This window comes from Brucella sp. H1_1004 (assembly GCF_047308065.1).
In the GTDB taxonomy this organism is placed as follows: Bacteria; Pseudomonadota; Alphaproteobacteria; order Rhizobiales; family Rhizobiaceae; genus Brucella; species Brucella pseudogrignonensis_B.
Genome location: NZ_JAYKZA010000001.1, coordinates 1 through 13399 on the forward strand (window position 1 = coordinate 1; position 13399 = coordinate 13399).

The window sequence follows — 13399 nt, forward strand, 5'->3', positions numbered from 1 at the left end:
CATCCTCGCCATCCAGCTCTTCGTCACGCTCATCGAGTTCAAGCTGACGACGCTCGCCGGCTTCGTGCTGATCCCGTTCGGCCTGTTCGGCAAGTCGGCCTTCATGGCCGAACGCGTGCTCGGCAACGTCATCTCCTCCGGCATCAAGGTGCTGGTGCTGGCCGTCATCATCGGCATCGGCTCGACGCTCTTCTCAGAATTCACATCCGGTTTCGGCGGCCAGAACCCGACAATCGACGAAGCGATGGCGATCGTGCTCGCCGCGCTGTCGCTGCTCGGCCTCGGTATCTTCGGTCCCGGTATTGCAAGCGGCATCGTCTCCGGTGGTCCCCAGCTCAGCGCCGGAGCAGCAGTCGGCACTGGCCTGGCCGCAGGCGGCATGGTCGCGCTCGGCGCTGGCGCCGTCGGCGCCGCTGCGTCGGGTGGTGCTGCGCTGGCCGGTGGTGCCGCCGCCGCCGCTCGTGGCGGTGCTGCGATCGCCGGCGGCGCGTCCACCGCTTACAGCCTTGGCTCAGCCGGGCAGGCCGGCGCGGTCGGTGTCGCTTCCGGTCTCGGCGGGGTCGTGCGTGCCGGCGGCAGCGCCGCCGTCTCACCTCTGCGTCGCGCCGCATCGCGTGCCGCCGAAAGCATGCGCTCAAGCTTCAACGCTGGCGGCAAGGCCGCCTTTGAGGCGACAGGCGGCACTTCCACCATGGGCTCGATCGGCGGTGACGCGGCCGGTGATGGCGCCGCTGCCGCCGGTTCCGCGAACGCCGGCGGTCCGCCGGCCTGGGCGCAGCGGATGCGCCGATCCCAGCACGTGACCCATGCCGTCCAGGCCACGGCCCATGCCGTCCGCTCCGGCGACGCCCACGGCGGCGGCTCTTCCATCAATCTTTCCGAAGGCGATCGCTGATGTTCAAACGACCCTCTACCCATTATGGCAAGGCCCCCGAGCCGGCGACGCCCTATCAACGCGCCACCCAGGTCTGGGATGAGCGCATCGGCGCCTCGCGCGTGCAGGCCAAGAACTGGCGGCTCATGGCGTTCGGCTCGCTGATCCTATCGGCCGGGTTCGCCATCGCGCTCGTCGTGCAGTCAGCACGCGGGACGATCGTACCCTGGGTGGTCCAAGTCGATCGCATCGGTCAGGCGCAGGCCGTCGCGCCCGCCGAGGCCGACTATCGTCCGACCGATCCGCAGATTGCCTTCCACCTAGCGCGCTTCATCGAGCAGGTCCGGAGCATTCCGGCCGATGCGATCATCGTCCGGCAGAACTGGCTGCGCGCCTACGACTTCACGACTGACCGCGGCGCCATGGCGCTCAATGACTACGCCCGCTCCAACGACCCCTTTACACGGGTCGGCCGGCAGCAGGTCGCTGTCGACGTCTCCAGCGTCATCCGCGCGTCCCCGGACAGCTTCCGCGTCGCCTGGGTCGAGCGCCGATACGAAAATGGCCAGCTCGCCGAGACCACGCGCTGGACCGCGATCCTGACGATCGTCGTGCAGATCCCCCGAAACGCCGACCGGCTCAGGGCGAACCCGCTCGGCATCTACGTCAACGCCATCAACTGGTCACGGGAGCTTGGGCAATGAAGCCGTATTTCCGTAAAGCCGGAAACCCGGCTTCACACACACACGTACTCCCGGCTCTCCGTAGAGCCGCATTCCCGGTCGTTCTGCTAGCGGCGACCGCGCTCGCGGGCTGCGCGACCACCAATCCGCCGCCGGAGATTTCCTACGACAATGCGGCTCCGGCGGTGCAGACCGTCGATCCACCCGCGCCGGTCACCGTGGTCGAGCTGCCCCGGCCGCTGCCGCTGCCTGGCCAATTGCAGCGTGTGGAGGAGACGCGGCGTGCCCCGGAGCCTTCTAATCCGACCGCTCGCGTCAACCAGGCAAACGAGGCGGCACGAGTCCAGCCGGTGCGCGACGGCTTCATTAACTCGATGGTCTACCCGTGGACTCAAGGGGCACTTTATCCTATACCGCCGTCGGGCAGATCACCGACATCGCGCTCCAACCCGGGGAGCAGCTGCTGGCGCAGGCCCCGGTGGCCGCCGGCGACACAGTGCGCTGGATCATCGGCGACACCGAGAGCGGATCGGGGGCAACGCGCCAGATCCACATCCTACGTAAAGCCCACCCGCGCCGACCTGATGACAAACCTCGTCATCAACACCAACATGCGCACCTATCACATGGAGCTGCGCTCGACAGAGCGCACCTATATGGCGTCGGTCTCATGGCAGTATCCGCAAGACCAGCTCATTGCGCTGCGCCGTCAGAACGCCGAGGCGCAGGCGGCCCAGCCGGTGGCGAGCGGCGTCGATCTCGCGAACGTCAACTTCCGCTATGCGATCGAGGGCGACCGTGCGCCGTGGCGGCCGCTGCGCGCCTTCGACGACGGACGCCAGGTCTTTATCGAGTTTCCGCGCGGCATCGGTCAGGGCGAGATGCCGCCACTCTTCGTCGTCGGCCCCGAGGGCAACACCTCTGAGCTCGTGAACTATCGCGTTCGCGGCCACCACATGATCGTTGATCGTCTGTTCGCGGCTGCCGAACTTCGCTTCGGCTCCGGCCGCGAGCAGAAGCGCGTCAGGATCGTCCGCACAGACGGGAGGCCGACCTCGTGAGCGAGAACCCGCCCCGGATTGAGGAAGTGCCGGACGACGATGCGCAGCCCCTGACCGGCGAGCCGGTCGGGCCTGCGCCGATGCGGCTGCGGGCCGAACCGCCCCGCGTCACCCGGTTGTCGCGGAAGGTTCTCGCCGGCCTCGGTCTTGTCGCCAGCGTCGGGCTCGGAGGTGCGCTGATCTACGCGCTTCAGACCCGCGACGCCGGTCGGCCGAACGACGAACTCTATTCGACCGAGAACCGCTCGACCGCTGACGGACTGGCCGGCCTGCCGCGAGATTACAGTGGCGTGCCACAGCTCGGTCCCCCTCTTCCCGGTGACCTCGGCCGGCCGATCCTTAGTACCCAGGATCGCGGACAGCCGGTGCCCACACCCGGGACGGCCACGCCCAATCCCGGCATCAGCCCGGAAGAGCAGCGCCGCCTTCAGGAAATCGAGACCGCGCGCACCAGCCGTCTCTTCTCCGGATCGGAAAGCCGGGGCACACCCGCTGCTGCGGGAGCTGCCCCAGCGCTCGCGCCGGTGCCGGATTTGGCGAGCATTGGCCTCGCTCCGCCGCCCGCCACGCCCTCGGCGCAGGACCGGCAGAACGCGTTTCTGAACGCCGCGGCCGATCGCAGGACGGTTGCGCCCGATCGCGTCGCTGCGCCAGTATCGCCGAACGTCCTTCAGGCGGGAGCAGTGATATCCGCGGCGCTGATCACCGGCATCCGATCCGATCTACCCGGCCAGATCACCGCGCAGGTCACCGAAAACATCTACGACAGCCCAACCGGCCGTATCTTGCTTGTGCCGCAAGGCACTCGTGTGGTCGGGCAGTACGACAACAACGTGCAGTTCGGCCAGAGCCGAGTCCTGCTCGTCTGGACTCGGCTCGTCTTCCCGAACGGGCGCTCGATCGTTCTCGAGCGCCAGCCTGGTGCTGACGCTGAAGGGTTCGCCGGGCTGCAGGATGGCGTCGATTACCATTGGTGGGATCTGGCCAAGGCTGCGGGATTGTCGACACTGCTGAGCGTCGGCGCCGAACTCGCGGTCGACAACGACGATCAGCTCGTTCAGGCGATCCGGAACGGTGGGCAGGACACCATCAACGACGCAGGGCAGCAGATTGTGAGGCGTCAGCTCAACGTCGCGCCCACGATCACTATTCGGCCCGGATTTCCCGTGCGCGTTATCGTGACGCGAGACTTGGTACTGGAGCCATATGGAGGTTGATGATGTCGAAGCTTAAGCTAGGCCCCATCGCGGACGACAAGCCGCTTAAGGTACAGGTCGAGCTACCTGCAGCTCTCCACCAGGACCTTGTTGACTACGCCCACCTATTGGGCCGAGAGCAAGGTCAGTCCGCTGTTGACCCAGCTCGGTTAATCGTCCCGATGTTACAACGGTTCATCGCGACAGACCGTGGCTTCGCCAAAGCCAGGCGAACGTTGACGCCGGGGAGCGCCGATTAATCCGTGGTCCCCGCTCTAGAGGGGGTGTCGAAACACTTCAGCAGCAGCGGCAGAGTCGGGTTGTCGTTGTCACTGGAAGAAATTATAGCGGCCGTCGGCGCCCGCGCCGATGGGAGCGGGATCAACGCGATATCCGGCCGGTAGATCACGCTGGTGATGGTCAAGCCGAAGCCCTGTTCGACCATCGTCAGCAGGGTTTCTCGGCTGACTTGTTGGATCGAGAGTTGAACCGCTCCGTCTCCGGCGCCCACCATGCGCCGGAGTATGCCAGCGAGCTCACGCCCAGCGCCATCCGAGCGAACGAGGAAGACTTCGTCACAAATGTCCTCCCACGACAGCTGTGGCCGTGCTGCCAACTCGTGAAGCGGGGACAATGCCACGAACAGATCTGGTTCGCAGAGACGTCGAACTTGGAACTGAGGGCTCTTGCTCGCACTCAGGCTGATTGCTGCGTCCAGTAATCCGCGCTTCACCCCCAAAGTGTTTTCTTCTGAAGTGCCTTCCTCAAGCTTTACCTCGATCGTCGGATGTCTATTTCTGAATGCCGAGAGAATGTTGATGATCGGGCACGCCGGGAACGCTTCAAGCATTCCAAACCTCACGAGCCCGGTCTTGAGTTTCCGCGCGGAGCGGATCTCCGTTGCGGCGTTACGAAGGTAGCGCGCTCCCACCACCGCTTGTTGAAGGAAGCGCTCACCTTCTGGAGTCAGCCCTGCCCCCGCTCGCGTACGCTTGAAGAGAGAAAAGCCAAGTTGGCGCTCAAACAGCTGCAAACGTCGGCTGACGGTGGATTGCGATATCGATAGGCGCTCCGCCGCTCGGCGGAAGCTGCCGGCCTCGGCGACCTGAACGGCGTACTTCAGGTATCGGAGATCAAGAGTCAGGTCGGGCATGAGACCCGTCCGATCATACCGGCGGTCTCATCGGCGAACCGCCTGCGCCCGGTGAGCGGCACCCATGCACGTCCACTTTCATCGAGCCCACCCCCGCTAGCGCCTGGGGAACGAGCACGTCCGTTGATCTCAGATGTGGAATCCGAGCTGAGCCCCTCAATGAGCATGACCATGTCCGAATCTGTCATAGATGCATGCGGCGGTCATACATTTTCACACGCTTGAAGTCTATGCGCGAAGCATATATTCTTGCGGTATGGAGCCTGAGGTCGCCAAGTACCATTTAGGTGCACTCGCGTTGGCGGTTGCAGACAGCATCGCCAGTGTCTCGGCCTCGTTTTCACCAAGCGGCCCGGGGACCGCCGTGATGGTGTTACTCAGCATGGAGCCCGGACTGCCGATCAGCGTTTTGGCTACCTCGATCGGGCTTTCTCATGCCGGGACGGTGCGATTGATCGATAGGCTCGAGCGCGAACAGTTGGTGGAACGACGAAGACAAATCACCGACAGGCGGGCGCGCTTCATTCACCTCACCAATTCGGGGAAGAAGATAACGGACGCCTTGCTCAAGGCACGGGAGCAGGTGATCTCCGAATGTATTTCGCCCCTGTCGCCCAATGACCTCGACATTCTAGGCATGCTGTCGGAGCGGCTCCTTGTGGCAAACGGCTTCGACAAAGATGGCTCGGTCAGCCTTTGCCATCTGTGCGGCTACAGCAGGATCGCGCCTTCCCGTGGTAAAGCTAAGCCGGGGCGCTCGCCACGCTGGAACGTCGCATCAGAAGGCTGACGATATGATCAGGCAGGCTTGAAATAATGGGATCGTTTGCGCTCGAACTTCTTCTATGCGTACTTGCCTTCGGGTTCGGATATGCGGCGAACCAAGGCGGAACCTGTTTAGTGGTGGCCGCTCATGAGTTACACAGAAGACAGCCGCCGAAAATGTTCGTCGGATTTCTCGCAGCGTCGGCAGCGGCAGGCCTGGTTGCGGTCCCGATAGTCTGGACGGGAACACTGGGCGCAACACTCGCACCCTCGACCAGCATCAATTTCCTCCTGCTCATCGGCGCCATCGCCTTCGGCCTCGGCGCACTCATTAATGACACATGCCTGCTCGGATCGCTGGCGCGGCTTGGGGATGGGGAGATGCGACTTCTAGCTCTACCCTTGGGATTAACGATTGGTATCTTGGTTGCCGACCATGGCAGGTTCGGCTACGATTCAACATGGCCAAGCTTAATCTCCAAACCGAGCGCAACAGGCCTCGTTACTCTCCTAGCCTTCCTAGTTGTGCTCGTGCTGGCACTCGTTTTCGTTTCCACGAAGAGCGTTCTGCGAACAAAGCCGGGTTGGTCGTTCGGCGCTTCGATGATTGGACTCGGTATCACTGGCGGACTTCTATATGCACTCTCGCCGGCCTGGACCTTCGGCAGACGTGATTCGACGCGCCCTTCCTCTCAGACATGTCGCCGGCCGGCGAGGTCGCGCTCACTGCGGTGATCTCTTCGATCGCAGGCGCCCTAACCGCCTCCTTTCGCCAAGGCAATCTGCGTCTCCAACTGCCGACAGCCAATGGCATTCTGCGATCTATCGTCGGCGGCACATTGATGGGTATCGGCATCGCGCTCATACCCGGCGGGAATGATGGGTTGATCCTCGCAGCGGTTCCGACTCTTTCACCTGGTGGGATAGTCGCCTACCTTCTGATGACGACGACAATCGTCTTCGGATTTGCAGCGCGTGGTAAGTTATTCCGGCGCTGCCTTTCACGGCCATGATAAGGGCAACAGAGGACTTGCCCTCCTGACATGAGCATTTATCCCGACCGGGAATATCGGCTGACTAGCTCGTATGCCTTTGCAGGCCCTTGGACCATGATGACCACTTCAAAGGCCGCCGGCCCCAGAATCCTGTAGGTTGCATGGTAGGTGTCGTCTCCGCAGGCATAGACGCCACTCGCTTCCAACCCGGTATCCGTCCGCGAGAAACTCAAGCTGAGGAACTGCGTCCCGATATGAGGTCCGTCTGCGAACTCGACGACAACACTGTCCTCGCTCAAGCGATAGCGATACTGCCGGCACGCGGAGAATACTCTGCCATCTGCCAGTGTGAGAATGCCGCTCTCTCGATAAGCGAGCGCGCCTTCGCCGAAACGGGCGAAGACCGCGTCGCCATGCAGCTGAGCGCCTCCGGGCTCGATATCGCGACGGAGCATCCATGCCCCGCGGAGGTTCTGCAGGATTTGCACGCCGCCGTCACGAGAGGACCACAGTCACGAGGGCACAAGCGCCCCTCTGTGGCGGACCGAAGCACGCAGCAGCACGAGGGACGCCGCTAGCAGAACTGCGTCCTTCAGTAGAAACTGCCCTGGTGCAGCCGAAATCGCAGGAAAGCCGCCGGCAGTCTGCTCCGCGACACCTGGAGTGGTGATGAAAAAGGTCAGCGTGATCAGATAGGTCGCTGCTGACATTAGTGCGCCTAGCGCAGAGAAGAGTGGACGAAATGCACCAAGGATCAGAACGAGACCGGTCGATAACTCGATAACGCCGATGAAATAGCTTTGCCCCTGCGTCCCGAACATGCCGAGCCAATTCATGATCGGGCTGTGTTCGATAAACGGGGCGATACCATAGGCCTCGTACGCTGTGAACTTCATCGCGCCGAACCACAGAAATACGATCACGAGAGCCCATCTAAGCAGGCCAAGATCCCTCCGACCGTGCTCGGGGACAAGAAATTCATAACGGTCGAAAATGCTCATCTAAAATTCCTCAACAGTGGTCCCGTGGGAACGTCACGAACGTCGTCTACGTGCTTCGGGCAGGCGTTGCAGTATATGCGCGACGCATATACTAATAAGCGAGATATGTCGAGCGGCTGGTTCGCGCTTCGCTGCCTCACGAAGCCATCCTCATCGGCGATGCCTTTACCCAGCAAACGCGCGACCTTTGCGGGATTTTGACTTGATGGGGCTGGCGCTCCGGGTGGGCCTATAGCCCGTTGGCAAACGTCCAGCCTGTACGGATGGACGCGGCCCTGGACGAGATAACCATGCCCACCGAAATCGTAGCAGCGATCGCCGCAATCCCCGACGTCGTGGAGCACGGACTGTTCCTCAATGGGATTGATACAATCGTGATCGCGCGCGGTGACACGATGGAAGTGCGACGCCGGGGGCAAGCTAGGTCTCGCTGATCTGCACCTGCGCGGCCTGGATGACAGCGCTGACGCGGAGTGATTCTCGGGCGCGACCTACGGCGATTCCGAGCGAAAAGGCTTGCCCTATAGCCGCCAGGTATCAACGGTTCCGCTGCCTTAACGAGCCGGACCCGTTTTTTTCGGCGCGCTCGATCAGTCGAAATCCTCCGAAACCCTTTTAAAACAGGACATTTTCCACAAGCCGCGCGGAGGAAGAGGACCACGGTATGGCTTGCTGTCTATGCTCCGCGCACATATAGATGTGGCAATGGATGGACCTCGAGATCGAAACATTTTCGGGGCGTTCGCACTCATGATCAGCGACGACATCGTTCGCGCTAGTTCATCGCGGGCGCCGGAAGCTGGACCCGCCGCCTCAGCGCTGGCGTTGCTCGCGCACAAGCCCGGGCTCTCGATCCGTATGCTTGCGATCGGGGTGGGCCTTTCACATGCTGGAACTGTTCGCCTGGTGGATAGATTGGTAAGCGAGGGATTGATCGAGCGTAGGGAGCATTCGACAGACGGGCGCGCGCGATCCCTCTATCTTACTCCAACTGGCAAGGTCGCGAGCGACGAGGTCCTGGCCTCGCGCGATCAAGTGATTGCCGAAGGGCTATCGATCCTTAATCCAGACGAACTGAAAACCTTATCGGACATCGCTGAACGCGTTCTCCGAAATCGCTTGGAAAACCTCGAGCAGTCATACCGCATCTGCCGCTTGTGCTGCTACGAGGGCTGCACGAACTGCCCCGTCGATGCCGAATTGCATGAGCGAGGTGTGGACCGCGAGAAGAACGACGACGCGTCAGGAAACTCGCAATTGCGGCGAGCTGGACGACGCTGCTGCAGACTGGCGGGGCTTCGTCAATGTCCGAGCGAGCCTGCCGTCAGCCGCATTCTTTTGGCTACGCGTCAAGCCGGCCGATCGGGCATGGCGGTCTCATTCTAATATGTCGGTGATCGCCCCACTTTTAGCCGCTCAATTGATCGGAACGCGGTTTCGGAAGCGGCCGTTCAAACCACTCGCTGCATTCCCATTTCTCTATGTCCGATAGGTAGTTTCGGGGAAAAGCAGTCGGGAACAGGTTTCGGGAACGCATGCTCCGGCAGGAGCGCAGCGCGCGTCCCACACGCGTTTTCCCGGTAGAGCTTCCCAATCGGCAAAGTGCGGGCCACCTCAGACTGCGAACGCGAAAAACCGCCTGGCTGGTCACTCAAGGCAGGGTAACGACGATTTTCGCTGCGGATACACCCGCCTTCAGGGCTTCCAAGGCAGCCTGGAGCATTTCAAGGCCCTGGCCCACGATCTTCGCCGGAGGGGCGGGGACGAACGTGCGCGCCGCGAGAGCCTGCGGCAGGAATTCGCGGTAGATCATTGGACCAACCTCGTCATCCTTGAGGCTCGTCCCGGAGATGTGCGTCGCCTCGACTCCAAATGAACGCTCGTCGGGCGGGGCCAGCGTCGCTGCCACCCGGCGCGAGCCCTCGCATCTCGCAACTACGGCAAAACAGTCTTTCATGTGACCGGTCGCGTGAAGCGTTCCAGCGAGACTGCGCCCGCGCATTGCCTCAATCACGTCTTCCACGATGGCTGGACTCGAGTGGTCAAGAACCTCGCTTGCACCCAGCTCCTTCAACAGGCCGACGTTGCGCGCCGAAGCGGTGGCGACGCACCTGTAGCCCGACGCCACCGCGAGCTGGATGGCGTTGCAGCCAACGCTCGACGATCCACCCCAGACCAGAACGACCTCTGGACGCGCGGTCGGCGAGTGTAACGGTGGCGCGAGAGCCAACTGTGTCCGTCCGTAGAGCCCGCTTGCGGCGGTGCCAAGGCCAAGCGGGAGGACTGCCGCATCAGCGAAGGCAATGTTGTTGGGGATCGGCGCCGCCATGTGGTCCAGCACGATCGTGTGGTGCTGGAACGCACCCTGCGCAGGTTGATTTACGGTTGTCCCGACCGCCTGTCCGATGACTCGATCGCCGACCTTGAACCGCTCGACCGCGCCACCGACCGCCGCGACCTCACCGGAGACGTCGCTGCCGAGAATCGCGGGATAGTCGAGCCATGGCAAAAGCGCGACGTCCTGCAGAATCCAGTCGAGTGGGTTGATCGCGATGGCCGCGTTGCGGATCAATATCTCGTTCGCCGCCAGATGCGGCAGAGCGGTGACACCGATCCTCAGTGGCTGCCCCGGCGCTTTCTGCCAGGCGGCCTGATTAGTCACGGTTTCGGTCATCATCAACTCTTTCTGTCAAGTATTACAGCTGGGCGTTCGTCTGAGCGGTCCAACCGCCAGGTCGGGCGCACGAAGTGGCAGCTATAGCCCCCAGGATAGCGCACCAGGTATTCTTGGTGCTCTGGCTCCGCCTCCCAAAAGGGTTCTTCTGGGTTGATCTCCGACACGACCGGGCCAGGCCAGCTTCCTGATGCCTCGATTTCCGCGATGGTTGTGAGGGCGACTTCCTTCTGCACTTCGGTGGTGTAGAAAATCGCCGATCGATAGCTCGGACCGACATCGCTGCCTTGTTGCTCGTAGGTCGTGGGGTCATGTATCTGGAAGAAGAGTTCCAAGAGCGAGCGATAGGCGAGAACGGAAGGGTCGAAGGTCACTTCCACTGCTTCCGCATGGCCGTAATGTCTCGCGTAGGTCGGATCAGGCATTTCTCCGCCTGTGTAACCGACACGCGTCGAAATGACTCCCCTGGCTCGGCGCAGCAAATCCTCCATGCCCCAGAAGCAGCCGCCTGCGAGAATTGCTCGCTCTGTCGCGGCCGCCCTATTGCCGGTAGGCGATTGGCTCACAGTCCGTTCGCCCTCCTCCGTGTGCGCCACGGTCAAGCCAGCCTCGCGGGATCCGCAGCCTGACTGGCGCTCAAGAGCTCGGTCTGCACGTCCGAACCCCGGATGAGACTCAGATCGACGGGACACCGATCAGCGATCGCGAGGATCCGAGCGCGCTGATCATCACTCAGCGGCCCATCGAGGACAATGGTGCGGGTGAACCGGTCGGGTGGCATCATGTCCGGCACCTTCTCGTGCTGCACGGTCGTGCTCGCCCGTTCGAGCGGAAAGCCCTTGCGGTTCGCATAGAGACGCATCGTCATCACCGTGCAGGCTGCGAGGCCGGCAGATACGAGTTCGTAGGGAGATAGTCCGGTCCCGAGGCCACCGACCGATGCTGGCTCGTCGGCGAACAGAGTGTGCTCGCCGCTGCGGACCTTGAGCTGGAACGTCCCTGCAAGAGTTTCGGTGGCGACGACGCCCTCCGCAACCTCGATCTGCGGAAGATCCGCGCTGAGTGGTGGGAGAAAGCGGCTCGCCCAAACCGCCACCATGGCCGCGGCGTAGTTCGCGTCCGCGACGTCGGTGAGAAGGTGATCCGCGTTGTCGAGCGAGATGAAGCTTTTAGGGTGCCTGGACGCGACGAAGATGCGCGACGCGTGGTCGATGCCGACCACCTGATCCAGCGGAGAGTGCATGACCAGCACCGGCCGTCGCAGGGAGGCAATGGCCTTCTCGACGTCGATCCCCTCAACCGCCTCAAGGAACCCTCGGCGAATGAGGAAGGGCCTACCGGCAATCTCCACCGAGGCCTCGCCCTCGCTCGCGATGGTGTCCAGATCATTCGGTCCGAAGAGGCGCAAGATATGCTGAAGGTCGGCCGGCGCACCAATCGTCGCTACCGCCGCAATATCAGGCATGTCGGCGGCGGCTACGATCGCAGCGGTGCCACCCAGGCTGTGCCCGACGAGGAGGGACGGTGACATGCCCGCCGCCGCCATCGCATTTGCGGCGGCCCGAAGGTCCTCGACGTCCGACGCGAAGTTCACAGGTTCTCCCGTCCCACCGCCGATCCCGGTCCCGGCGAAATCGAACCTCAAGACCCCGATGCCCGCACGCGACAGCGCGCGCGAGATGTGAACAGCGGCGCGACTGTCTTTCCCGCACGTGAAGCAGTGGGCGAAGATCGCCCAGCCCCGCGGCGTCCCTTCCGGCGGTTCGAGGTGCCCGGACAGCGGAGAGCCAGCCCCACTGACAAACGTAAATGATCTTCCTGCCATGTCCATCAAACCTCCAGCACGCGGCTTGGCGGTTGCGCTCTCAGAACCTTCGACGGAGCTGAGCGGAGCGCACCGCCAACCGGTAATCGTCATCTCAGGCTATCATTTATATGTCTGGCGCATATAGACAAGCCCCTATATCATGATTATATGCGCCAAGCATACTTCTGCGACCTGCGTTCCAAAGGCGGTCTCACGGAAGAGGTATCAGTCAGGCGCGTGGGCCAAAGGACTATGGAACTCAATCAAGTCAGCTATTTCATCAACTTGGCCGAGACGCTGAATTTCACAGCGGCCGCTCGCTTGAGCGGTGTGTCACAGCCAAGTCTGACCCGCGCGATCCGCCGCTTGGAAGATGAGCTTGGCGGGCCGCTGATCTATCGCGACGGGAAGAACAGCCGCCTGACTGGCCTTGGCCATGACGTCGAGGCAGAATTCCGGCGCATGGTGGTCGCGATGAAGAGCGTTCGCAATCACTCGGAGCACTGGGCGATGGGGGGGCACCGCGTGCTGGATGTCGCCGTCGCGCCCACCGTCGGACCAAAGGAATTTACGGCATTCTTCGAGAGCGCATTGGCGGAGATGCCATCCATCGAAATCAAGCTGCACTCGCTCCAGTCGAACGAGGACACATCGGAGGTGCTTTCAGGAAAATACCACGCGTGCATCATGCCGCGTGAAACAAGACCGGAACGCAAGCTGGATGTGCATCCTCTATTTCGGGAGCGCTTCGTGCTCGGCTGTTCTGCAAACCATCCCTTGGCTGCCAACGAGATCGTGCGCGGCGAAGACCTGCTCGAGTTTCCTTTCGTCGATCGCCTGAAATGCGAGTTTCGCGATCGGATCCTCGATCACTTCGCGCGACGGGACTTGCTCATGCGACCTCGCTTTCGATCAGATCGCGAGGACTGGGTGCAACGGGTCGTCGCTGACGGCCACGCCATATGCATTCTTCCGGAACGATCGCCGACCGTGCAAGGCCTCGTCACTCGGCCGATCGACGGATTTGTCTTGGAGCGCGAAGTCGTGATCGCGACAGTATCCGGCTCCACGGCAACGGTCGAGATACGGAACATCGCGCAGCTGGCAGCCCGGTATGAGTGGAACTGAATCACGACGTGAAGAGCTTCGGCGCTATGGAAACTATACGCGCAGCGTATTGGATAAATCTG

17 protein-coding genes are annotated in these 13399 nt (G+C 62.3%); 10 read left to right on the plus strand and 7 right to left on the minus strand.

Going from position 1 to position 13399, the window contains the following annotated elements; genetic code table 11:
• From U2P60_RS00005 to U2P60_RS00025, 5 genes are all read left to right on the plus strand, one after another.
• On the plus strand, positions 1 to 895 hold an 895-nt coding region (locus U2P60_RS00005; RefSeq protein ID WP_413570746.1), incomplete at its 5' end, for a type IV secretion system protein.
• The gene (gene trbF, locus U2P60_RS00010) at positions 895 to 1578 is read left to right on the plus strand and encodes a conjugal transfer protein TrbF (RefSeq protein WP_103243968.1); all 684 of its coding nucleotides are present in this window, start codon (positions 895 to 897) and stop codon (positions 1576 to 1578) included. The genes U2P60_RS00005 and trbF, both read left to right, overlap by 1 nt.
• Positions 1579 to 1931: 353 nt before the next feature.
• Positions 1932 to 2618: a P-type conjugative transfer protein TrbG gene (gene trbG / locus U2P60_RS00015; protein WP_413571943.1), complete on the plus strand. Its 687-nt coding sequence runs from the start codon at positions 1932 to 1934 to the stop codon at positions 2616 to 2618.
• Positions 2615 to 3835: a TrbI/VirB10 family protein gene (locus U2P60_RS00020; RefSeq protein WP_103243969.1), complete on the plus strand. Its 1221-nt coding sequence runs from the start codon at positions 2615 to 2617 to the stop codon at positions 3833 to 3835. Before trbG ends, U2P60_RS00020 begins: the two co-directional genes overlap by 4 nt.
• 2 nt (positions 3836 to 3837) lie before the next feature.
• Positions 3838 to 4074, plus strand: a complete 237-nt coding sequence (locus U2P60_RS00025; protein WP_026227538.1) for a DUF2274 domain-containing protein — start codon at positions 3838 to 3840, stop codon at positions 4072 to 4074.
• Here U2P60_RS00025 and U2P60_RS00030 read toward each other — a convergent pair.
• A complete protein-coding gene (locus U2P60_RS00030) occupies positions 4071 to 4967 on the minus strand; it encodes a LysR substrate-binding domain-containing protein (protein ID WP_413570747.1) in 897 nt (298 codons plus the stop codon). The two genes, U2P60_RS00025 and U2P60_RS00030, sit on opposite strands and share 4 nt — an antisense overlap.
• Complete coding sequence (locus tag U2P60_RS00035) at positions 4955 to 5155, minus strand: hypothetical protein (RefSeq protein ID WP_052819666.1); 201 nt, start codon at positions 5153 to 5155, stop codon at positions 4955 to 4957. Before U2P60_RS00035 ends, U2P60_RS00030 begins: the two co-directional genes overlap by 13 nt.
• A gap of 179 nt (positions 5156 to 5334) precedes the next feature.
• On the opposite strand from U2P60_RS00035, the gene U2P60_RS00040 reads away from it, so the two are divergent.
• From U2P60_RS00040 to U2P60_RS00050, 3 genes are all read left to right on the plus strand, one after another.
• The gene (locus U2P60_RS00040; protein WP_223296479.1) at positions 5335 to 5757 is read left to right on the plus strand and encodes a MarR family winged helix-turn-helix transcriptional regulator; all 423 of its coding nucleotides are present in this window, start codon (positions 5335 to 5337) and stop codon (positions 5755 to 5757) included.
• 152 nt (positions 5758 to 5909) lie between these two features.
• The gene (locus U2P60_RS00045; protein ID WP_413571944.1) at positions 5910 to 6467 is read left to right on the plus strand and encodes a hypothetical protein; all 558 of its coding nucleotides are present in this window, start codon (positions 5910 to 5912) and stop codon (positions 6465 to 6467) included.
• Entirely contained in the window at positions 6431 to 6745 is a 315-nt protein-coding gene (locus U2P60_RS00050; RefSeq protein ID WP_413570748.1) for a YeeE/YedE thiosulfate transporter family protein, read from the plus strand. The genes U2P60_RS00045 and U2P60_RS00050 overlap by 37 nt, the downstream gene beginning before the upstream one ends.
• Before the next feature lie 38 nt (positions 6746 to 6783).
• Here U2P60_RS00050 and U2P60_RS00055 read toward each other — a convergent pair whose 3' ends face one another.
• Complete coding sequence (locus U2P60_RS00055) at positions 6784 to 7215, minus strand: DUF6314 family protein (protein ID WP_232092758.1); 432 nt, start codon at positions 7213 to 7215, stop codon at positions 6784 to 6786.
• A gap of 24 nt (positions 7216 to 7239) precedes the next feature.
• Positions 7240 to 7728 (minus strand): YkgB family protein, encoded by a 489-nt coding sequence (locus tag U2P60_RS00060; protein ID WP_018429614.1) that lies wholly within the window; start codon positions 7726 to 7728, stop codon positions 7240 to 7242.
• A 750-nt stretch (positions 7729 to 8478) separates the two neighbouring features.
• On the opposite strand from U2P60_RS00060, the gene U2P60_RS00065 reads away from it, so the two are divergent.
• Positions 8479 to 9114 (plus strand): MarR family winged helix-turn-helix transcriptional regulator, encoded by a 636-nt coding sequence (locus U2P60_RS00065; RefSeq protein ID WP_413570749.1) that lies wholly within the window; start codon positions 8479 to 8481, stop codon positions 9112 to 9114.
• Positions 9115 to 9379: 265 nt separating this feature from the next.
• Here U2P60_RS00065 and U2P60_RS00070 read toward each other — a convergent pair whose 3' ends face one another.
• The 3 genes from U2P60_RS00070 to U2P60_RS00080 form a co-directional block, all read right to left on the minus strand.
• Positions 9380 to 10405 (minus strand): zinc-binding alcohol dehydrogenase family protein, encoded by a 1026-nt coding sequence (locus tag U2P60_RS00070; protein WP_004357654.1) that lies wholly within the window; start codon positions 10403 to 10405, stop codon positions 9380 to 9382.
• A complete protein-coding gene (gene msrA / locus U2P60_RS00075) occupies positions 10405 to 10893 on the minus strand; it encodes a peptide-methionine (S)-S-oxide reductase MsrA (RefSeq protein ID WP_045269765.1) in 489 nt (162 codons plus the stop codon). Before msrA ends, U2P60_RS00070 begins: the two co-directional genes overlap by 1 nt.
• Positions 10894 to 11000: 107 nt before the next feature.
• Positions 11001 to 12233 (minus strand): bifunctional alpha/beta hydrolase/OsmC family protein, encoded by a 1233-nt coding sequence (locus U2P60_RS00080; RefSeq protein WP_045269764.1) that lies wholly within the window; start codon positions 12231 to 12233, stop codon positions 11001 to 11003.
• A gap of 228 nt (positions 12234 to 12461) precedes the next feature.
• Between U2P60_RS00080 and U2P60_RS00085 the strand changes: the two genes are divergently transcribed.
• Positions 12462 to 13337 (plus strand): LysR family transcriptional regulator, encoded by an 876-nt coding sequence (locus U2P60_RS00085; protein ID WP_011191349.1) that lies wholly within the window; start codon positions 12462 to 12464, stop codon positions 13335 to 13337.
• Positions 13338 to 13399: the final 62 nt, after the last annotated feature.